This window comes from Sphingomonas panaciterrae (assembly GCF_036890205.1).
GTDB lineage: Bacteria > Pseudomonadota > Alphaproteobacteria > Sphingomonadales > Sphingomonadaceae > Sphingomonas > Sphingomonas panaciterrae.
In genome coordinates this window covers 878431-897567 of sequence record NZ_JAKNQR010000001.1, presented here as the reverse complement: position 1 = coordinate 897567, position 19137 = coordinate 878431, and the positions used below count along the sequence as shown (strand labels likewise).

The 19137-nt window shown below is 68.7% G+C and carries 19 protein-coding genes and 1 tRNA gene; 9 read left to right on the top strand and 11 right to left on the bottom strand.

Annotated elements, in window-relative coordinates; all coding sequences use genetic code 11:
• Nucleotides 1-17: 17 nt before the first annotated feature.
• From L8F96_RS04415 to L8F96_RS04405, 3 genes are read left to right on the top strand one after another with little or no spacing between them, the layout of a single operon-like run.
• Nucleotides 18-1178 carry an MBL fold metallo-hydrolase gene (locus tag L8F96_RS04415; RefSeq protein ID WP_334655634.1) on the top strand — a complete coding sequence of 387 codons (1161 nt, stop codon included), beginning with the start codon at nucleotides 18-20 and terminating at the stop codon, nucleotides 1176-1178.
• A complete protein-coding gene (gene hrpB, locus L8F96_RS04410; protein WP_334655224.1) occupies nucleotides 1178-3628 on the top strand; it encodes an ATP-dependent helicase HrpB in 2451 nt (816 codons plus the stop codon). The genes L8F96_RS04415 and hrpB overlap by 1 nt, the downstream gene beginning before the upstream one ends.
• A gap of 10 nt (nucleotides 3629-3638) precedes the next feature.
• Complete coding sequence (locus tag L8F96_RS04405) at nucleotides 3639-3920, top strand: ETC complex I subunit (RefSeq protein WP_046409158.1); 282 nt, start codon at nucleotides 3639-3641, stop codon at nucleotides 3918-3920.
• 72 nt (nucleotides 3921-3992) lie between these two features.
• On the opposite strand, the gene L8F96_RS04400 is transcribed toward L8F96_RS04405, so the two are convergent.
• From L8F96_RS04400 to thpR, 7 genes are all read right to left on the bottom strand, one after another.
• The gene (locus tag L8F96_RS04400; protein ID WP_046409159.1) at nucleotides 3993-4898 is read right to left on the bottom strand and encodes a hemolysin family protein; all 906 of its coding nucleotides are present in this window, start codon (nucleotides 4896-4898) and stop codon (nucleotides 3993-3995) included.
• On the bottom strand, nucleotides 4899-5408 hold the full coding sequence (gene ybeY, locus L8F96_RS04395) for an rRNA maturation RNase YbeY (RefSeq protein ID WP_046409160.1): 510 nt from the start codon (nucleotides 5406-5408) through the stop codon (nucleotides 4899-4901).
• Nucleotides 5409-5465: 57 nt separating this feature from the next.
• Complete coding sequence (locus L8F96_RS04390) at nucleotides 5466-6485, bottom strand: PhoH family protein (protein ID WP_125944196.1); 1020 nt, start codon at nucleotides 6483-6485, stop codon at nucleotides 5466-5468.
• Nucleotides 6486-6629: 144 nt separating this feature from the next.
• Nucleotides 6630-7952 (bottom strand): tRNA (N6-isopentenyl adenosine(37)-C2)-methylthiotransferase MiaB, encoded by a 1323-nt coding sequence (gene miaB, locus L8F96_RS04385; protein ID WP_334655221.1) that lies wholly within the window; start codon nucleotides 7950-7952, stop codon nucleotides 6630-6632.
• A gap of 10 nt (nucleotides 7953-7962) precedes the next feature.
• The gene (locus L8F96_RS04380; protein ID WP_334655219.1) at nucleotides 7963-8757 is read right to left on the bottom strand and encodes a lysophospholipid acyltransferase family protein; all 795 of its coding nucleotides are present in this window, start codon (nucleotides 8755-8757) and stop codon (nucleotides 7963-7965) included.
• Nucleotides 8754-10313, bottom strand: coding sequence for a spinster family MFS transporter (locus tag L8F96_RS04375; RefSeq protein WP_046409162.1), 1560 nt, complete (start codon nucleotides 10311-10313; stop codon nucleotides 8754-8756). The genes L8F96_RS04380 and L8F96_RS04375 overlap by 4 nt, the downstream gene beginning before the upstream one ends.
• Before the next feature lie 50 nt (nucleotides 10314-10363).
• Nucleotides 10364-10906: an RNA 2',3'-cyclic phosphodiesterase gene (gene thpR, locus L8F96_RS04370; RefSeq protein WP_334655217.1), complete on the bottom strand. Its 543-nt coding sequence runs from the start codon at nucleotides 10904-10906 to the stop codon at nucleotides 10364-10366.
• A gap of 170 nt (nucleotides 10907-11076) precedes the next feature.
• Here thpR and L8F96_RS04365 point away from each other — a divergent pair, with 170 nt between their 5' ends.
• The 4 genes from L8F96_RS04365 (at nucleotide 11077) to L8F96_RS04350 (ending at nucleotide 13720) form a co-directional block, all read left to right on the top strand.
• A complete protein-coding gene (locus L8F96_RS04365; RefSeq protein WP_046409164.1) occupies nucleotides 11077-11823 on the top strand; it encodes a Bax inhibitor-1/YccA family protein in 747 nt (248 codons plus the stop codon).
• 106 nt (nucleotides 11824-11929) lie between these two features.
• Nucleotides 11930-12724, top strand: coding sequence for a transglutaminase-like domain-containing protein (locus tag L8F96_RS04360; protein ID WP_334655216.1), 795 nt, complete (start codon nucleotides 11930-11932; stop codon nucleotides 12722-12724).
• Nucleotides 12725-12783: 59 nt separating this feature from the next.
• Nucleotides 12784-13002, top strand: coding sequence for a hypothetical protein (locus L8F96_RS04355; RefSeq protein ID WP_186313892.1), 219 nt, complete (start codon nucleotides 12784-12786; stop codon nucleotides 13000-13002).
• A gap of 166 nt (nucleotides 13003-13168) precedes the next feature.
• The gene (locus tag L8F96_RS04350) at nucleotides 13169-13720 is read left to right on the top strand and encodes a hypothetical protein (protein ID WP_046409167.1); all 552 of its coding nucleotides are present in this window, start codon (nucleotides 13169-13171) and stop codon (nucleotides 13718-13720) included.
• A 27-nt stretch (nucleotides 13721-13747) separates the two neighbouring features.
• Here the strand turns inward: L8F96_RS04350 and L8F96_RS04345 are convergent, their stop codons facing one another.
• The 3 genes from L8F96_RS04345 to L8F96_RS04335 form a co-directional block, all read right to left on the bottom strand.
• On the bottom strand, nucleotides 13748-14500 hold the full coding sequence (locus L8F96_RS04345) for an extensin-like domain-containing protein (protein ID WP_334655213.1): 753 nt from the start codon (nucleotides 14498-14500) through the stop codon (nucleotides 13748-13750).
• Nucleotides 14500-15258: an NUDIX hydrolase gene (locus tag L8F96_RS04340; RefSeq protein ID WP_334655212.1), complete on the bottom strand. Its 759-nt coding sequence runs from the start codon at nucleotides 15256-15258 to the stop codon at nucleotides 14500-14502. The genes L8F96_RS04345 and L8F96_RS04340 overlap by 1 nt, the downstream gene beginning before the upstream one ends.
• Nucleotides 15259-15404: 146 nt before the next feature.
• Nucleotides 15405-15480, bottom strand: a tRNA-Ala gene (locus L8F96_RS04335).
• A gap of 233 nt (nucleotides 15481-15713) precedes the next feature.
• Between L8F96_RS04335 and L8F96_RS04330 the strand changes: the two genes are divergently transcribed.
• Together L8F96_RS04330 and L8F96_RS04325 are read left to right on the top strand one after the other, a co-directional pair.
• Nucleotides 15714-16913 carry a DUF2171 domain-containing protein gene (locus L8F96_RS04330; protein WP_211095173.1) on the top strand — a complete coding sequence of 400 codons (1200 nt, stop codon included), beginning with the start codon at nucleotides 15714-15716 and terminating at the stop codon, nucleotides 16911-16913.
• Between the two features lie 162 nt (nucleotides 16914-17075).
• On the top strand, nucleotides 17076-18062 hold the full coding sequence (locus L8F96_RS04325) for an NADP-dependent oxidoreductase (protein WP_186313893.1): 987 nt from the start codon (nucleotides 17076-17078) through the stop codon (nucleotides 18060-18062).
• Between the two features lie 99 nt (nucleotides 18063-18161).
• On the opposite strand, the gene ypfJ is transcribed toward L8F96_RS04325, so the two are convergent.
• On the bottom strand, nucleotides 18162-19082 hold the full coding sequence (ypfJ, locus tag L8F96_RS04320; protein WP_145118251.1) for a KPN_02809 family neutral zinc metallopeptidase: 921 nt from the start codon (nucleotides 19080-19082) through the stop codon (nucleotides 18162-18164).
• Nucleotides 19083-19137: the final 55 nt, after the last annotated feature.

Here is a 19137-nt window from a genome sequence, read left to right as displayed (position 1 = left end):
CCACCGGGTTGAAGACGATTTTGAAGGCGGCGGGGACAGGGTTGCTGTTCCTGGTGATCGGCGGGCTGCTGGCGATCACGATCGTGCCGCGGTTCCTGGACCGGATCTATTATGAGGGGCCGGCGGGCGACCATTTCGATGGCGCGCGATTCTTCAACCCCGATGGCGACGCCGATACCGTGCGGCCGCCGACGGGGGGCAGCCGTGGCGGCTTTTTCTGGCGGTACCTGACGGGGGGCGACGGCCGGCCCGAATGGCCGGCGGCGGTGCCGGTGACCCAGACCCGGCCGCTGCCGCAAGTCGAGGGCGAGCGGATGCGCGCCACCTGGATCGGCCATGCCAGCGTGCTGGTGCAGACTCAGGGGCTGAACATCCTGACCGACCCGATCTGGTCGAATCGCGCCGGGCCGTTCGGCTTTGGCCCCGGCCGGGTCACCGCGCCGGGCGTGCGGCTGGAGGACCTGCCCCGGATCGACCTCGTGCTGGTCAGCCACAATCATTACGATCATCTCGACAAGGCGACGCTGAAACGGCTGTGGGAGCGTGACCGGCCGCTGATCGTCACCAGCCTCGGCAATGACAGCGTGATCGGGCAGGCGGGGGTGCCGTCAACGGCGCTCGACTGGGGGCAGTCGGTGACGGTGAAGCCGGGCGTCGCGGTGGCGGTGTCGCGCAACCACCATTGGGGTAGCCGCTGGTTCCGCGATCGCAACCGCGCGCTCTGGTCCGCCTTCACCGTGACGCTGCCGGGGGGCAATCTGTTCTTCGCCGGCGACACGGGGATGGGCGACGGCAACTGGCCGCGCGAGGCGGCGGCGCATGGCCCGGTGCGACTGGCGCTGATCCCGGTCGGCGCATTCCGCTTCGTGCCCGGGCAGATGGGAACGGGCAGCCATATCGGCCCGGCCGATGCGGTGCGGGTGTTCAACCGGCTGGGCGCGGCACATGCCATCCCGATCCACTGGGGGACGTTCCGCCTGAGCTATGAGGGGCGCGAGACACCGGTGCGGATGCTGGAGGCGATCCTGCGGCAGACCGGCGGCGATCCTGCGCGTTTCGCCGCGGTGACGGTCGGCGCGCCGGTGGAGGTGCCGGCCTACACGCCGCCCGCGCGCCAGCCCGACGAGGCGCTGATCGACGCGGCGCTCCGGTCGCCCGAGGTGATGGCGCTGCCGTGATGGTCGACGACCTGCCGATCCACGCCGTCCTCCCCGATCTGCTCGGGGCGCTGCGCACCCGCGCCAATGCGGTGCTGGTCGCGCCGCCGGGGGCGGGCAAGACGACGGCGGTCGCGCCCGCGCTGCTGGGCGAGGAATGGTGCACCGGCGAGGTGCTGCTGCTGTCGCCGCGGCGGCTGGCGGCGCGTGCGGCGGCGGAGCGGATGGCGGCGCTGGCGGGGGAGCCGGTGGGGCAGACGTTCGGCTATGCGACGCGGCTCGACAGCAAACGCTCGGCGAAGACTCGGGTCACCGTGGTGACGGAGGGGATCTTCACCGCGCGGATCCAGCGCGATCCGGAACTGGCGGGCGTATCCGCCGTGCTGTTCGACGAAGTGCATGAGCGCAGCCTGGATGGCGATTTCGGCCTGGCGCTGGCGCTCGACGCGCAGGCCGGGCTGCGCGAGGATATCCGGCTGGTGGCGATGTCGGCGACGCTCGACGGGGCGCGCTTTGCCACGTTGATGGGCGGCGCGCCGGTGATCGAGAGCGAGGGGCGAAGCTGGCCGCTGACGCTGCGTCACATCGGGCGGACGCATGACCGGATCGAGGATGCGGTGGCGGCGGCGGTGCGGCTGGCGCTTGGCGAGGCGGAGGGCGGCGTGCTCGCGTTCCTGCCGGGCGTGGCGGAGATCGAGCGGACGGCGGAGCGGCTGGAGGGGCTGCCGGGCGTGGCGCTGCACCGGTTGCACGGCAGCCTTGATCCCGCCGCCCAGCGCGCGGCGATCCGGGCCGAGCCCGACGGGCGGCGCAAGCTGGTGCTGGCGACCTCGATCGCGGAAACCAGCCTGACGCTTGATGGCATTCGCATCGTGGTCGATTCGGGGCTGGCGCGGCGGCCGCGCTATGATCGGGCGGCGGGGATGACCCGGCTGGTCACCGAGCGCGCGAGCCAGGCGTCGGCGACTCAGCGCGCCGGCCGTGCGGCGCGGCAGGGGCCGGGCGTTGCCTATCGCCTGTGGGAGGAAGCGGCGACCGCCGGCCTGCCGCGGTTCGACCCGCCCGAGATAGTGGAGGCGGACCTGTCGGCGCTGGTGCTGGCCAGCGCGATCTGGGGCGTGGCTGACCCGCGCGACCTGTCGTGGATCGATCCGCCGCCCGAGGCAGCGGTCAGCGAGGCGCGGGCGCGGCTCGGCGCGCTGGACGCGATCGATGCGGACGGGCGGCCGACCGCGCATGGCCGCGCCATCGCCGCGCTGCCGATGCCGCCGCGGCTGGCACACATGCTGGTGCGCGCGGGCGAGATGGGGCTGGGCGGCGTGGCGGCGGAGGTCGCGGTGCTGCTTGGCGAGCGCGGGCTGGGGGGCAATGACCCGGATCTCGAGCTTCGGCTGCGGCGCTGGCGCGGCGATCGGTCGCCCAAGGCGCAGGCGGCGCGCAAGCTGGCGGAGCGCTGGGCGCGCTCAATGCCGGCGGCCGTCAGCGCGCCGCCGGCGGGCGGGCATGATGTCGCGGTGGCGGTGGCGCTGGCCTTTCCGGACCGCGTAGCGCGGCGGCGTGATGCGAGTGGCGAACGCTGGGCCTCGGTCGGTGGGCGCGGGTTCAAGCTGGACCCGGCGTCGACGCTGGCGCGCGAGCAATGGCTGGCGGTGGCCGAAACGCAGGGCATGGCGGCGGGGGCGCGGATCCTGTCGGCGGCGGCGATCGACGAGGAAAGCGTCGCGGCCTTGTTCGGCGAGCGGATCGAGACGCGGCATATCGCCGAGTTCGATCCCGCGACGGGGGGCGTGCGGCCGCTGCGCGAGCGGCGGCTGGGCGCGATCCGGCTGAGCAGCGGGCCCGACAGCAGCGCCGATCCGGCGGCGATCGAGGCGGCGCTGGTCGAGGGGGTGCGGACGCATGGGCTGGCGTTGCTGCCGTGGCAGGCGGGGGCCGAGGCCTATCGCCAGCGGGCAATCTATGCCGGGCTGCCGTTCGACGACGAATCGCTGCTGTCGCGGCTGGACGAGTGGTTGCCACCGCTGGTGGCGGGGCGCCGGCGACTGGACGCCATCCCGCCGCGCGCGCTGGGCGATGCGCTGCGCGGCCTGTTGAACTGGGACGAGCAGCAGCGCGTCGAGCGCGTCGCGCCGTCGCACTTCACCAGCCCGGCCGGCAGCAGCCATGCGATCGATTATGGCGCGGAAGGGGGGCCAAGAGTGGAGCTTCGCGTCCAGGCGCTGTTCGGGCTGGCCGAGCATCCGACGGTCGGGACGGCGCGCGTGCCTTTGGTCCTGTCGCTCACCTCGCCTGCCGGCCGCCCGATCCAGACGACGCGCGACTTGCCCGGTTTCTGGGCGGGAAGCTGGGCCGCGGTGGCCAAGGAAATGCGTGGGCGGTATCCGCGCCATCCCTGGCCCGATGACCCGGCCGCGGCGGCGGCGACGCTGCGGACGAAAAATGCCGATGCAAGAGCGCGCGGATCGCGGTAAGGGCACGGCCATGTCGACCGCCCGTATCTTTCAACGCCCGAAGAACGCCATGCAATCGGGCAAGCACCGCACCGACCTGTGGCAGCTCGAGATCCCGTCCGACGATCCCAAGCGCCCCGATCCGCTGACCGGCTGGGCCGGGGGCGCGGACACGCGCGAGCAGGTGAACCTGTTCTTCCCGACGGTGGAGGCGGCGATCGCCTATGCCGAGCGCGAAGGGCTGGCCTATACGGTCATCCCGGCGCCGAAGAAGACGCTGAAGCTGCAGAGCTACGCCGACAATTTCCGCTGATCCGCGGCGCCGCTGAGCTGAGCGGCGCGCGCCGACCGGCCCGTCAGGGGCGATCGGCGCAGCGCCGCCGGATCAATCCTCTTCCGGCTCCGGCTGCGGCGGGTGCAGCCGCACGCGATTGACGCGTCGTTCGTCGGCGTCGAGCACCTCGATCCGCCAGCCGCTGGGGTGGTCGATGCAATCGCCCGGCTCGGGCACATGGCCGGCCAGTGCGGCGGTGAGGCCGCCGATCGTGTCGACGTCATAACCGGCCTTGTCGAAGCGGGCGTCGACCAGCTCGGCGATATCCTCAAGCTCCGCGCGTGCGTCGGCGTCCCACGCGCCGCCATCGGTCGGCACCAGCAGCGCGGCGGGTGCCTCGTCATGCTCGTCCTCGATCTCGCCGACGATCTCCTCAATCAGATCCTCGATCGTCACCAGCCCCTCGGTGCCGGAATATTCGTCTAGAACCACGGCGAGGTGGACGCGCGTCTGGCGCATGTCGGCGAGCAGATCGAGCGCGCCGCGGCTCATCGGGACGTAGAGCGGCTGGCGAATGAGGCCAGTGATGTCATCCGGCCGCGGGCCATCCCCGGCGAGGATCGCGAACACGTCCTTCACATGGACCATGCCGATGATCGTATCGAGCCGCTCGCGATAAACCGGCACGCGGCTGACGCCGGCATCGGCGAAAACGTGGACCAGCTCGTCGAACGGGGTGCGTTCCTCGATCGCGATAATGTCCGCGCGCGGCACGCCGACGTCGCCGGCATCGCGCTCGCTGAAATGCAGCAGGTTGCGCACCATCTGCCGTTCGAGCGGGGTCAGATCGCCCTTCGTCTCGGGACGATCCTCCTCCTCGTGGCGGTCGATCGCCGCCTCGAGCACTTCACGGAGCGTGGCCTCTTCGGAATCACCAAAGATCAAGGTGCGCAGGCCGCGCCAGATACTGCCTTCGCCAGGCTCGCCGTTTCCGGCGCTACTTCGGTCCTCGGACACTTAGTCCTCTCGTATAATGTAGGGATCGGCGATGCCGAGCGAGGCGAGCGCATCACGCTCGATCGCTTCCATCGCGTCCCCTTCATCGTCGTTGATGTGATCATAGCCGAGCAGATGCAAGGTGCCATGCACGATCAGATGGGTCGCATGATCCGCGACGCTGATCCCCCGTTCGGCGGCTTCGGCGGTGCAGACGCCGTGCGCGAGCACGATGTCGCCCAACAGCACCTCGCCGTCGTCCGAATTCTGGCTGACGGTGTCGATGAGGTCGGATTGCACCATCGGGAAGGACAGGACGTTGGTCGGCTTGTCCTTGCCGCGATATTGATGATTGAGCGCCTGCACCTCCACGTCGGAGGTCAGGCGGATGCTGACCTCCACCGTCGCGGGGGCGGCAAGCAGGGTGCCGTAGGGCGTCGCACCGACGGCGGCACGCACCGCCGCCAGCGCCAGCGCTTCCCACCGATCCTGAGTCCAGGGGACTTCCTGCGAAAGGGCAATCTCGATCATCGAACCTGTCCGTAGAGCAAAGCGGCGCGTTTGATCAGGCCCAAAAATCCCAATGTGTCAGGCATCGGGCCCTTCATAGGCCTCGACGATGCGCCCGACGATCGGGTGGCGCACCACGTCCGCCGCGCTGAACCGCGCCATCGCGATCCCCTCCACGCCCTCCAGCCGAATGGTGGCGTCGGCCAGCCCGCTCGCCGCGACGCCGCCGGGAAGGTCGGTCTGGTTGGGATCGCCGCAGATCACCATTCGGCTGTTCTGGCCGAAGCGGGTGAGGAACATCTTCATCTGCGCGGGCGTGGTGTTCTGCGCCTCGTCGAGGATGACGAAGGCGTCGGCCAGCGTGCGGCCGCGCATGAAGGCGATCGGTGCGATCTCGATCTCGCCGCTCGCGATGCGCCGTTCGACCTGCTCGGCCGGCAGACAATCGTAGAGCGCGTCGTAGAGCGGGCGCAGATAGGGATCGACCTTCTCCTTCATGTCGCCGGGGAGGAAGCCGAGCCGCTCGCCCGCCTCCACCGCCGGGCGCGACAGGATCAGTCGCTGCACGCTGCCGGTGATGAGCTGCGCCACCGCCTGCGCGACGGCGAGATAGGTCTTGCCGGTGCCGGCGGGGCCGAGCGCGAAGATCATGTCATTGTTGACCAGTTCGCGCATGTAATGCGCCTGCGCCGGGGTGCGCGGCACGATCGTCTTCTTGCGCGTGCGGATCATGATGGGCGGCGCGCCGCCGCCGGTGCCGCCGGCGCTGCCCCGGTCGGCGGCGAAGATGCCGTCGAGCGTCGGTTCGGCCGCCATCGCGATCGCCGCGTCGACGAGGCCGCCGTCGACCTCCTCGCCGCGCTGGATGCGATGGTAGAGATCGTTCAGCACGTCGCGGGCGAGCGCCACCTGTTCGGCCGACCCCTCCAGCCCGACGCGGTTGCCGCGCGCGGTGATGTAAACGCCAAGCCGGTTTTCCAGCATCACCAGGTTGCGATCATATTGACCGAACAGGGCGCTGAGCAGCTGGGGACGATCGAACGTCAATTCGACGCGGCTACGCTCGCCCGGCTGGGCGGCTACTGGCTTGCGGCTCATCGGGCTCCTTGGAAGCGGATCATGTCGCCGCAATGTGGCAGCGCGAGGGGGCGAGTGTAAGCCCCCCTTGTGCTGATTTCGCGCAAGCGCCCTGTTGCTCCCGCCCGTCGCTCCCGCCCGCCGCTCCCGCCAGCGCCGAAGGAGTTAGGCGGCGCGGTCGAGCCGGGGGACGGCGATCAGCGAATTGGGACCGGCCTGAGTCAGCGTGACGGTGACGAGATCGCCGATCGCATGATCGCCGGCCAGCAGCACCGACTGGAGCCAGGGCGACTTGCCGAGCATCTGGCCGGGGAACTTGCCCCGCCGTTCGATCAGCACGTCGCAGGTGCGACCGACGCTGGCGGTGTTGAAGGCGTGCTGATCGCGGTTGAGCGCGGCCTGCAACTGCTGGAGGCGATCGGCCATCACCTCTTCGGGCACCTGGCCCGACAGATCGGCTGCCGGGGTGCCGGGGCGCGGGCTGTATTTGAAGCTGAACGCCTGGGCATAGCCGACCGCATCGACCAGGCTGAGCGTGTCGGCGAACTCGGCATCGGTCTCACCGGGGAAACCGACGATGAAGTCGCCCGACAGCGCGATATCGGGCCGCGCGGCGCGGATGCGGTCGAGCAGGCGAAGGTAGGAATCGCGCGTGTGGCTGCGGTTCATCGCCTTCAGCACGCGATCATTGCCCGCCTGCACCGGCAAATGGAGGAAGGGCATCAGGCTTTCGACGTCGCGATGCGCGTCGATCAGCCCCTGCGCCATGTCGTTCGGGTGGCTGGTGGTGTAGCGGATCCGCGCGAGGCCGGGAATCCGGTCCAGCGTGCGGATCAGGTCATGCAGGCCGCGCCCGTCGGCGTCGGTCCAGGCGTTGACGTTCTGCCCCAGCAGCGTGACTTCCCGCGCGCCGGCATCGACCAGCGCCTTCGCCTCGTCGACGATGGCTGCGAACGGCCGGCTGACCTCAGCGCCGCGGGTGTAGGGGACGACGCAATAGGTGCAGAATTTGTCGCACCCTTCCTGCACGGTCAGGAAGGCGGTGGGGCCGACCTTGCGGCGCGCGGGCAGCACGCCGAACTTCGATTCGACCGGCATGTCGGTATCGACGCTGGGGGTGCCGGCGGCGGCATCGGCGACCAGGCGGGGCAGGTTGTGATAGGCCTGCGGGCCGACCACCACATCGACCTTGGCGCGGCGGACGATCTCCTCACCCTCGGCCTGGGCGACGCAGCCGGCGACGGCGATCATCGGCGCCTCGGCGCCCTGCAGGCGGCGATCCTTGCGCAGGCGGCCGATGTCCGAAAACACCTTTTCCGTCGCCTTTTCACGGATGTGGCAGGTGTTGAGCACGACCAGATCGGCGTCGGCGGCATCGACCGCGGTCATGCCCTGGCCGGCCATCAGCTCGGCCATCCGCTCGCCATCATAGACGTTCATCTGGCAGCCGAAGGATTTGACGGCGAAGGTCTTGGGCGCGGGCTTCATGGCGCCGGGCCTATAGCGAAGCTGCGGCCTCCACGCCACCGGAGTCCAAATTGGCGGGCTCGACCGTGGGGGAATCCACCTTGGCGGCCTCCATGCCCCCAGCAGCCGCGATCCGCGCGCGCGCTTCGGCGGCGATCGCCTTTCGTCCGCCATGCGCCGCCGGGTCGAACGGGGCGCAGAAGGTCAGCGTCACGGTGAAGCTGCCGCGGCGGCGCAGCACGCGCAGCGCATGGGCGGTGCCGGGTTCATCGCCGACCCAGGCGAGTTCGCGGGTCGCCGCGCCATAATCGATGCGCACCGGCTGGACGAGGACGCCGGGCGGGGGCGGATCGAGCACTGCGAGCAAGGGCGCCTTGAACGGCAGCAGCTGCGTGCCGTCGCCGGTGGTCCCTTCGGGGAAGATGGTGATCGCCCATGCCTCTGCCAGCGCGGCGCGCAGCGTGGCGATCTGCTCGGTCACTGCCATGCGATCCTCGCGCCGGACGAAGATCGTGCGGTTGAGCGTGCACAGCCAGCCGACCAGCGGGACGGCGCGAAGCTCCGCCTTGGCCACGAACGCGCTGCCGGTGCGGCCGGCGAGGATGGGAATGTCCATCCAGCTGAGGTGATTGGCGACGAAGACGACGTTGCGCCTCAGCGGCGTGCCGACCGTCCGGCGGCGTGCGCCGATGATCCAGCCCAGCGTGCCAAGGTACCAGCGCGGCCAAGGGGAGGGGAGGCGAAGCAATCGCCACAGCAGGTGGATCGGCAGCGCGACGAGCAGCGCTGCGACGATCCCTGCCAGCCGTGCCGCGACTCGGATCAAACGAGGTCGGGCTCGCCAGCAGCGCGGGCGCGCGCCTCGCGGGTACGCTCCGCCTCCGGCACCAGGCGGAAGGCGGCGATCGCGGCGGCGAGGGTGATCGGCACGGTGACGAGGAGCGAGAGCATGCCGATCGACAGGCTGTCGGTCAGCGAGGAAATACGCCCGGCGAGATACGGACCCATGGCGAGGCCGAGCAGGGTGGTGCCGATGAAATAGGTCGCGGTCGCCGCGCCGCGCATCCGCGGCAGGACGAGATCCTGCGTCGTCGCGGCGGAATTGCCCAGGCCCCAGCTGGCGGTGAACTGGCCGAGGAACAGGCAGGCGTAGAGCACGATCGGCGTGTCGGTGGTGAAGGCGATGGCGAGGAACGGCGCCGGCACCACCGCGCCCAGCGCGACCATGATCAGCCGCCCGCCGGGATGTTTGGCGCGCAGCTTGTCACCCAGGATGCCGCCGGCGGTGACGCCGAGGAAGCCCGACACGGCGCCAAGGCCGCCCAGGATCAGCCCCGCCTCTGCCGGCGAGATGCCGAGATCGCGCATCGCATAAGGCGCGGCCCAGAAGCCTGCGGCGTAGCTGAGGAAGGCGTTCAGGCCATAAGCGACGACGGTGCACAGGAACGCCGGCGTGCCGATGATCAGCGCAAATGCCGGCGGATCACGGTGGCGCAGCGCCGTCGCCCAGGAGAAGACGGCATAGCAGCCGATCCCCACCGCCAGCCATTGCGGCAGCGGCTCACCGATGCTGATCAGCGCAAGGATTGCCGCCGCGACCACCGCAAGGCCGATCAGGTTGGTGACGAGCGCGCGGGTGCCCAGCCGCGCCGCACCGATCAGGGTGAAGGGCGGCAGTATCGACATGAGTTCGTTGAAGAATTCGCGGAACGGCGCGGGATGCGGCGGCTGCGCCAGCCCTTCCGACAGGCCGCGCACCGGTTCGCGCAAGGTGGCGATCCAGATGGCAAAGATGATGCCGGGCAGGCCAACAGCGAGGAAGGCGGCCTGCCACCCGGCAAGGCCGAACGGGCCGCCATCGGGATAAGCGGCGTTCCAGTTCTGCACGATCAGCCCGCCGATGAAGAGCGAGATGCCCGCGCCGACATAGATGCCCGCGGAATAGATCGACAGCGCGGTGCCGCGCAGCTTCTTGGGGAAATAGTCGGAGATCAGCGAGTAGGCCGACGGGCTGGCCGTCGCCTCGCCGATGCCGACGCCGATGCGCGCGACGGCGAGCTGCGTCCCGTTCTTCGACAGGCCCGACAGCGCCGTCATCGTCGACCAGAGCGCGAGGCCGACGCTGATCAGCCGGACGCGGTGCCAGCTGTCCGCCAGCCGCCCCAGCGGGATGCCGAACAGCGCGTAGAAGACGCCGAAGGCGGTGCCGTAGAGGAAGCCGAGATCCTCGTCGCGCAGGTTCAGGTCGCGCTTGATATCCTCCGCCAGGATCGAGATCACCTGCCGGTCGATGAAGTTCAGGATGTAGACAACGAACAGAATGGCCAGGACGTACCAGGCATAGCCAGTGGCGCGATATTCACCATCCGTCTCGGTTTGCATCCTGCCCCCGTGTGATGTTCTTGGATCGTTGCGAGAGGCCTAACAGACGTTCATTCGAGGGGCCAGCGCGCGATTGGTTCATAGGCGGCGCCGGCACGGCCGAGGTGGCTTTCGTACAGGATGAGGTGCGTGAGCGCGAAGGGTTGACTGGACAGCGCCGCGTGCCGCGCGAGCCAGGCGGCGACCTCCGCCTCGGCGCCGGCGCCACGGCTGAGCCTGGCGAGCGTGATGTGTGGCAGAAACGCGCGATGTTCCGGCTCCAGCCCGACGCGGATCATCGCTTGGTCGACTTTGCGGTGGAGCGCGGCGAGCGCATCGTGCGGCGTGACGCCGGCCCAGATTGCGCCGGTCTGCCCGCGCTGATCGAACCGGCCAACCCCCGACAGGGCGACGGTGGGCGCGGGCGCGCTGAGCGAGGACAAGGCGAGCGCCACGTCCTCCGCCACCGGGCGATCCACCGATCCGATGAAGCGCACGGTGAGGTGCAGTTGCTCGTCATCCTGCCAGCGGGCGGGCGCCACCCCGTCCATTACATCGGTCAGCGTGTCGCGGATGGCGGGGGGCGGGCGAAGCGCCACGAACAGGCGGTGCATGGATCGTTTCCCTGTAATCTGAAGGGCTCAGGCGTCGATGTGTCGACGGGCGGGGAGCAGAAGAATGTGACGAACTGTTGCTAGGGGCGGCCAAACTTGAACTTTGCGTCCCCGCACGCAATATTCCGTGGGTATCCGGCCCTTTTGCCGGACGAAGGAGCATATACGAAATGGCCAACTGGTCCGACCCCCGTCCGACCGCGAGCGCGTTCGGCGCGAGCGTACCGGGCACCCGTGGAACGACGTATGATGCGGGTCTCCGCAAGTACATGCTGTCGGTCTACAATTACATGGCTTCGGGCGTCCTGCTGACGGGCATCGTCGCGCTGCTGTTCGCCAGCGGCGGTCGCGAAAGCCTGGCGGCGCAGGTGTTCCTGACCCCGGGGCCGCTGAAATATATCATCATGTTCTCGCCGCTGGCGTTCGTGATGGTGCTGAGCTTTGGCATCAACCGCCTGTCGACCGGCACCGCACAGCTGCTGTTCTGGGCGTTCGCAGGCATCATGGGCCTGTCGATGTCGACGATCTTCCTCGTCTACACCGGCTCCTCGATCGCCACGACGTTCTTCGCGACCGCGGTCGCCTTCCTGTCGCTGAGCATCTACGGCTATACGACAAAGCGTAACCTGCAGGCGTTCGGCACGTTCCTGATCATGGGCGTCGTCGGCCTGATCGTCGCCTCGCTGCTGAACCTGTGGATGCAGAGCTCGGCGCTTCAGATGGGCATCAGCGCGATCGGCGTGCTGCTGTTCGCTGGCCTGACCGCCTATGACACGCAGCGCATCAAGGAGATGTACGCTCACGTCGCCGGCACCGACATGATGGGCAAGGCCGTGATCATGGGCGCGCTGTCGCTGTACCTCGACTTCATCAACATGTTCCAGTTCCTGCTCTCGTTCCTGGGCAACCGCGAATAAGCGAGCAGCATCCGGATCAACCGGGGCCCGGCGGGGAAACCTGCCGGGCCCTTTTCTTTTGTCCGCTTCCCGGCCGGCCCGACGGGACATGAGGGGGAATGGCCCGATGCGCCTGTCGATCGATGTCCACCTGGATTACGGATTTGCCGAGCCGGCCGACGTGCTGCTGCAGATCGAGGCGGCGGCGATGCCGGATCAGTGGATCGAGACGGAATCCCTGGTCATCCGGTCCGACCATCCGATCCGTGCGGTGCCGGGCGAGGCGGGGATCGGCCAACGCTGCTGGGCACGGGGCGAGGGGCGGCTGGTGGCGGATTATCACGCCATCGTCGCAATCGACCGGCCGGGTATCGAATTGGCGGCGCTGCCGGAAACGATGGTTCGTGCGCTGCCGGCCGAAACGGTTCGCTACCTGCTGCCCAGCCGCTACGTCGAGTCCGACCGGTTCGAGCATTTCGTGCGCGGGCAATTCGCCGGCCTGCGCGGCGGCGCGCTGGCCGCGGCCCTGACCGACTGGGTACGCGAGAATCTCACATACAGCGGGGCGGTGAGCCACGGGCACGGTAGTGCGCTGACCACCTTTGCCGAGCGGCGTGGTGTGTGTCGCGATTATGCACATCTGCTGGTAGCGCTGGCGCGTGCGGCCGAGATACCGGCGCGCTGCGTCGGCGCCTATGCGCCCGGCGTCGACCCGCCCGATTTTCACGCGGTCGCCGAACTGTGGCTCGACGGGGCGTGGCGGCTGGTCGACCCGACGGGCATGGCGAGCTGCGACGATCTGGCGCGTGTCGCCGTCGGGCTGGACGCGACCGAGATCGCCTTCATGACCATTTTTGGCGTGGCGACGCTGCAGCGGCAGACGGTCTGCGTGCGCCGGATCGACGATGTCGCCTGGCGATGATGCCGCGGGAACAGCCTAGACAAATTGTTCGTTGATGATGGGTAACGAAGGAGAGTTCGATGCCCACGCAGCAGCCACCGTCACAGGATGCCGGTCGCGACGAATCGATTGCCGAGCGTTTGGACAAGGATCCCAAGAACAAGGACGCGCAGCTTGACGCGGGCCTCGATGAATCGATGGACGCCTCCGACCCGCCTTCTTCGACGCAGCCGGGCAGCGGAGACCCCGCCAAGTCATCGGGATATGATGAGGAAGCCGAGCGGCAGCGCGACGCCTGATTGTTGCGTCAAAGCCGCACTGATCGTCATTCCGTAACAAGAGTGACTCAGTTCGTCGCATCGCTTGTTGCAGTGCGTCATCGGCCATGATCGTATCGCTTTGTGGTTGCGCGGGGCGGATCCTCCCACCCCGCCGATCGCAACAACATGTGCGGGGTGGCTAGCGATGGGCGCGATGATGAGGCCGGCGGAAGGCGCAATGACGCTGGCGGAGATGAAGGAGTTTGCGGGCTTCGGCGCGTCAACCCAGCGCTACATCCGCCGCAGCCTCGACATCGGCCTTGACCGTGAGGATGCGCTGGCCCGCTGGTCGCGAGACGTGGTCGAGGCGGCGAGCATCCGGGCGCAGGCACGCTATTATCGCCGCCTGCCGGAGATTCGCGCGATGATCCCGCAGGACAGCGGCATCGATGCGATCGAGCCGTTCCTGGCGCCGCTGATCGCGGTCAGCGCCTTTGACCTGGGGCAGGGGCGGATCACCAGCTTTTCCGCCTATCGCTTCCTGTACGAGCGGCTGATCGGCGCGTCGGCGCGGCCATGGCTGCCAGGCGCCTTCTGTTCCGCCGCGGCCCTGCCGCACCTCCACCCCGCGCTGCGCCGTGACCTGCTGCAATCGATCAGCGAGGCGGCGGCCACGGCATCGGGCTGGTCGGCGCGGCCGCCGGCGTTCTTCCCCTATTGGGTGGAGAAGGTGGAGAGCCCCGCGATTCCGTATTGAGGCTTGCTGCACCGGCGCGCGCCGGTGTCAGCGGCAGGAGCGCCAGCTCATCGATCCGCGGTTCGCCTGATCGAGGTGGAAGTGATCGCGGTGGGCGGCGTTATAGTCGGGCGACAGGACGGTGGCGAAGAGCTTGCACGCGCCATCGCGCACGTCGCGCAGGAACGCGGCCTTGGCGCCGCCATCCTTCCAGTCGTCGAGCACGCTGATCCGACTGCCATCGGCGAGGCGGAAGCCGGCGATGTCGACCGCGTTGGCGGTGGCGTGCTGGCTGTAATCGCCGCTGCTGCGGCCGTAGAGGCGGCGGCAATTGTAGCTGCCGAGATGGTCGATCCGCGTCACGCGCATCCGCAGGTGCCGTTCGGCGGCGGGCTGCACCACCTCCCATTGCCATAGCGCCAGCGCGGCGGCGACCGGGCAGGAGATGCCCAGCCCGGCGGGTGTGAAGGGGGTGATGCGCGGCTCGTCCGCAGCGAAGCGAAGGGCATTGTCATAGCCGCAATTGTCGCCCTCGCGCAGCGGCGCCAGCACCGTATAGGTGACGCCCGCACGGTCGAGCAGCGATTGGCAGCGCGAAAAATCCTCCCCCAGCGCGACCAGCTTTCGCCCGGTGAACAGCCCGGGCGGCTGCGCCAGGTCGAGCGGCGCCCAGGGCGTATCCTGCGGATGCCGCTGCGCCCAGCCATAGGCCAGCAGCGCCAGCAGGCCGACGACGGCCAGCGCAACGACGACGCCCAGCGTGCGCCGCACGCGCCGCGCGGCACGATCCCGCTTGCGCATCAACCGCGCATCGCGCTCGCGATCACCTCGGACGTGATGGGGTAGCCGGCGTCATCGGGGATGCACAGATGTTCCTCCCCGTCGCGCGTTTCGGACCAGGGCGTGACCGTACGGATCGGCGTATCGTTGGCGTGCGCGGCCGCATCGGCGAAGCTGGTGAATTGCGCCAGCCGTTCCAGGTTGCGGCGGGTGGGGAAGATCACCTCCAGCTTGCCCGCATCGGCATCGTCGAGCACCTGCTGCGCGGTTGCCCAGACCAGCCGGACGTTTTCGGTGTGGTCGACGGTCGCCCGCGGTGCATTCTCCGGCAGCTGCGCCAGATAGAAACGCGTGTCGAAGATGCGCATGTTGCGGTGCGCGGGGCGCCAGCGCGCCCAGGGCACCAGCTGATCGAGGTCGAGCGTCATGCCGGCAGCGGTGAGCGCCTCGGCAAAGGAATCGCCAGCGTGCAGCGCGGCGCGCATCCGCACCAGTTGCTCTGCGGTCGGCAGCGCGGACAGGCCGATCGGCAATCCGGCTTCCTCGATCGTTTCGCGAATGGCGGCGATCCGCGCCGCCGCTTCCTCGCCGCCGCCGTGAAGCGCCGCCATCGCATGGTCGCCCGGGTCGATCCGACCGCCGGGGAACACCATCGCGCCGCCGGCGAAGACCATCGCCTTCGCCCGTTCCACCATCAGCAATTCGGGCGGGCCGTCGACGGCATCGCGGAAGATGATCAGGGTTGCGGCGGGAATCGCTTCAGGCAGATCGTCACTCATACGACCGACTTAACGATGCTTGCGCCAGAAAGTCACGCGCGCGGGTGCACGAATTGACTCTGACGGTGCTGCGATGATCGCGCGCGGGTGAGTGGGAGAGGGTGCCGACGGTCGGCGCGATGCCACGCAGCGGCATGATCGGGTGGTGGTGGAGCCGAGGGGAATCGAACCCCTGACCTCTGCAGTGCGATTGCAGCGCTCTCCCATCTGAGCTACGGCCCCGCCCGGTCCCGGCACAGCCGGGAGCGACGCCCTTAGCTCGCAATCCGGGGCGATGCAACGGCTTCTCGCCCCGTCCTGAAACGTTGCCATCGGTGACCAGAGCCGCCTTCACGACGGGTACCTTGATGCGCCTGCGTAACGACAGGAACATATCCCGGTGTCGTTGCTTGGTTTTGTAGCGCGACCGGGCCGCAGAACCCCCGGCGCCGTCCGACAGGCAAGGAGTTTCTGGCATGGTTTACGATCGAAACGGGCGCGGTGATCCAGCCGGCCGTGAACAGGACTATGGCCGCGATTATGGCTCAGGCCGTGACTATACATATTCCAGCGCGCGCGACTACGCGGCCGCGGGGCGCCTTGGGCGCGGCGGCGGTGGCAGTACGCGCCGCGACCGCGACGATGACAGCCGCGACTATGTGCGCGATTTCGTGCCTTATGGTGAGCGCGACTATGGCCATGAGGGCTATGGCCAGCGCGACCGGCGCTACGCCAGCTACGACGATGACAACAGCACCCGCGACTGGGGCGATGGCCGCCGCATGAGCCGCGACGGCGACTATTATGGTGCTGGCGAGCGATATGGCCGGTCGACGTATGGCCAGTCGCGCGACAGCCGCTGGGATCGTGGGCAACAGGGCTATGGCGCCGGATCAGGTTATGGATCGTGGCAGGGCCGCGACGACTATCGTGGCGGCGGACAGGGACGCGGTTGGGGCCGCGACCATGACGAGCATCGCCGGCACGAGCATCAGGGCCGCGGGCGCCATCGTCACGGCGGTGGCTACGCCGGAATGCCGCAGGGCTATGATTATGACGAGCGCGGCTTCTTCGCCCGCGCCGGGGACGAGGTGCGTTCCTGGTTCGGCGACGAGGAGGCGGAGCGCCGTCGCGAAGAAGACATGCGCCTCGACGAGCGGGACTATGGTGATCGCTACGGCAACCACCGCGACAGCGATTATGGCTCCTGGCGCCGCTCGCAGATCGCGTCGCTCGACCGCGATTATGACGAATATCGCCGCGAGAACCGGAGCAAGTTCGAGAATGAATTCTCCAGCTGGCGCACCAACCGCCAGACGCAGCGCGATTCGCTGAACAAGGTGACCGAGCATATGGAGGTCGTCGGCATGGACGGCAGCCATGTCGGCACGGTCGACAAGGTGCGCGGTGACCGCATCCTGCTGACCAAGAACGACGCCGATGCCGAAGGGCGCCACCATTCGATCCCGTCGAGCTGGCTGGCGACCGTCGATACCAAGGTCACGCTGACCAAGACCGCCGACGAAGCCAAGAAGCACTGGCGTGACGAGGAAAACAGCTCGGCGCTGTTCGGCTATGGCGATCGCACCGGCGACCAGAACCGAGACAAGACGCGGACCGATGGCAAGGACGAGGGACGCACGTCGCTCGATCGGAGCTTTTCGGGCACGTATTGATTGAGCTAGCTACCGGCCGTTCCCCCTCTGCGGTCGGCACTAGGGAGCCCGGGCATCGTGCCCGGGCTCTTTGCGTCTAGGCGCCGTGCCGCGTGGGCTTTTTGCCTGGAAGCCGGGGCTCATGCATAACCCGGGCGCAAGAACCGAAACTGGGAGATGATGATGCCACGCGCCTGGACCTTGCGAGCGCGCCCGTCGGGCATGCCGCAACACAGCGACTTTGAACTGATCGAACAGCCCTCCGCCCCGCTGGGCGAGAATGAAGTGCGGATCGCCAACCGCTGGCTGTCGGTCGATCCCTATATGCGCGGCCGGATGAACGACGTGAAAAGCTACGTCCCGCCGTTTGCCTTGGGTGAGCCCATGCAGGGCGGGGCGATCGGCGAGGTGGTGGAGAGCCGCGCCGCCGACCTTCCCGTCGGCACCAAGGTGCAGCACATGCTGGGCTGGCGCGAGGAAGCCGTGCTGCCGGCTGCGCAGGTGCAGAAGCTGCCGCCGATCGACGTGCCGGAGGAAGCGTTCCTGGGGCAGCTCGGCATGCCGGGCATGACCGCCTATTTCGGCCTGCTCGATGTCGCGCAGGCAAAGGAAGGCGAGGTCGTGTTCGTTTCCGCCGCCGCCGGCGCGGTGGGATCGACGGTGGTGCAGATCGCCAAGGCCAAGGGGATGACCGTCATCGGTTCGGCCGGCGGCGCGGCCAAGGCGGAATGGGTGAAGTCGCTCGGCGCCGACAAGGTGATCGATTACAAGGCGGGCAATGTCGTGCAGGCCCTGGCCGATGCGGCACCCGAGGGGATCGACGTCTATTTCGACAATGTCGGCGGCGACCATCTGGACGCGGCGCTGCTGGCGGCGCGGCTCCACGCGCGTTTCGCGATCTGCGGGATGATCGACATCTACAATGACGGCAAGCCGCAGTCGCTGAAGTATCTGGCGAAGGTGATCGGCGCGCGGATCACCATCAAGGGCTTCCTTGTCGGCGACCATCTGGCGCGGGTGGCGGATTTCTACGCCGACATGGGCCGCTGGCAGGCGGAAGGGCGCTTGCGCCGCGAAGAGACGGTGTTCGACGGGATCGAGGCGACACCCGACGCCTTCCTCGGCCTGTTCACCGGCGGCAATACCGGCAAGATGCTGGTGAAGCTCTGATCCAGCACGCGGCGCCGCTGGCCTGATCGGTCGGCGGCGTGGGTATCACAGGCGGCGGCGTCCGGTTCGGACGGCCGCCGCTTTTTCATGCGCCCCGCGTCAGATCGCGCCGCTGAACGTGTCGCACACGGCGGGGTCGCCGCTCTGCAGGCCGCGCTGCAGCCATGTCTGGCGCTGCGCGGAGGTGCCGTGGGTGAAGCTTTCGGGCGCGACGCGGCCCGTCGCCTCCCGCTGCAGCGTGTCGTCGCCGATCGCCTCGGCGGCGCGCATCCCTTCTGCCACGTCGCCCGGATCCATGCGGTTGCGGTTCTGCGCCGCCCAGACGCCGGCGTAGCAATCAGCCTGCAATTCCAGCCGGACCGACAGCGCATTGCCCTCTGCCTCACTGGCGCGCGCCTGCAGGCGGCGGACCTGGTCGGAGGTGCCGGTCAGCGTCTGGATATGATGGCCGAATTCGTGCGCCATGACGTAATATTGCGCGAAATCGCCGGCCGCGCGGAACCGCTGCTCCAGCTCGTTGAAGAAGCCGGTGTCGATATAGATGCCCTGGTCCGACGGGCAGTAGAACGGGCCCATGGCGGACATCGCCGCGCCGCAGCCCGATTGGCCACGGCCGCTGTAGAATACCAGCTTGGGTGCCTGGAACGGGGCGCCGGACTGCGCGAACAATTGCTCCCAGGTGTTTTCGGCCGAGGAGAAGGCGTTGCAGGTCGCGCGCGTCACCGCATCGACTGAGCAGGCCGCCGCCGCCCCGCCGCTCGCGCCCGCGGGTGCATTGCCACGCGACACCTGGGTGTGCGGCGCGCTGCCGGTGCCGCCCCCGCTCAGCAGCCCGCCAAGATTGCCGAGCCCGCCGAACACCGCAAAGACGATCAGCAGGACGACGATGCCGCCACAGCCGAACCGGCTGCCGACGAGCGGCAGCAGGCCGAGCAGCAAGCCACCCCCGCCGCCACCACCGAAGCTCTGGCCCCGCTGATCCTCGACGTTGATGTCCCTGTCGAAATCGTCGAGCCGCATCGCGGTGCCCCCTGATTGGTGTCTTTGATGATCTTGTTACCGGTGCGGCATGAAT

Coding starts and splice junctions, on each gene's coding strand:
- hrpB (WP_334655224.1), top strand. CDS start 1,178: ATGGTCGACGACCTGCCGATCCACGCCGTCCTCCCCGATCTGCTCGGG.
- L8F96_RS04405 (WP_046409158.1), top strand. CDS start 3,639: ATGTCGACCGCCCGTATCTTTCAACGCCCGAAGAACGCCATGCAATCG.
- ybeY (WP_046409160.1), bottom strand. CDS start 5,408: ATGATCGAGATTGCCCTTTCGCAGGAAGTCCCCTGGACTCAGGATCGG.
- L8F96_RS04390 (WP_125944196.1), bottom strand. CDS start 6,485: ATGAGCCGCAAGCCAGTAGCCGCCCAGCCGGGCGAGCGTAGCCGCGTC.
- miaB (WP_334655221.1), bottom strand. CDS start 7,952: ATGAAGCCCGCGCCCAAGACCTTCGCCGTCAAATCCTTCGGCTGCCAG.
- L8F96_RS04375 (WP_046409162.1), bottom strand. CDS start 10,313: ATGCAAACCGAGACGGATGGTGAATATCGCGCCACTGGCTATGCCTGG.
- thpR (WP_334655217.1), bottom strand. CDS start 10,906: ATGCACCGCCTGTTCGTGGCGCTTCGCCCGCCCCCCGCCATCCGCGAC.
- L8F96_RS04365 (WP_046409164.1), top strand. CDS start 11,077: ATGGCCAACTGGTCCGACCCCCGTCCGACCGCGAGCGCGTTCGGCGCG.
- L8F96_RS04360 (WP_334655216.1), top strand. CDS start 11,930: ATGCGCCTGTCGATCGATGTCCACCTGGATTACGGATTTGCCGAGCCG.
- L8F96_RS04355 (WP_186313892.1), top strand. CDS start 12,784: ATGCCCACGCAGCAGCCACCGTCACAGGATGCCGGTCGCGACGAATCG.
- L8F96_RS04350 (WP_046409167.1), top strand. CDS start 13,169: ATGGGCGCGATGATGAGGCCGGCGGAAGGCGCAATGACGCTGGCGGAG.
- L8F96_RS04345 (WP_334655213.1), bottom strand. CDS start 14,500: ATGCGCAAGCGGGATCGTGCCGCGCGGCGCGTGCGGCGCACGCTGGGC.
- L8F96_RS04340 (WP_334655212.1), bottom strand. CDS start 15,258: ATGAGTGACGATCTGCCTGAAGCGATTCCCGCCGCAACCCTGATCATC.
- L8F96_RS04330 (WP_211095173.1), top strand. CDS start 15,714: ATGGTTTACGATCGAAACGGGCGCGGTGATCCAGCCGGCCGTGAACAG.
- L8F96_RS04325 (WP_186313893.1), top strand. CDS start 17,076: ATGCCACGCGCCTGGACCTTGCGAGCGCGCCCGTCGGGCATGCCGCAA.
- ypfJ (WP_145118251.1), bottom strand. CDS start 19,082: ATGCGGCTCGACGATTTCGACAGGGACATCAACGTCGAGGATCAGCGG.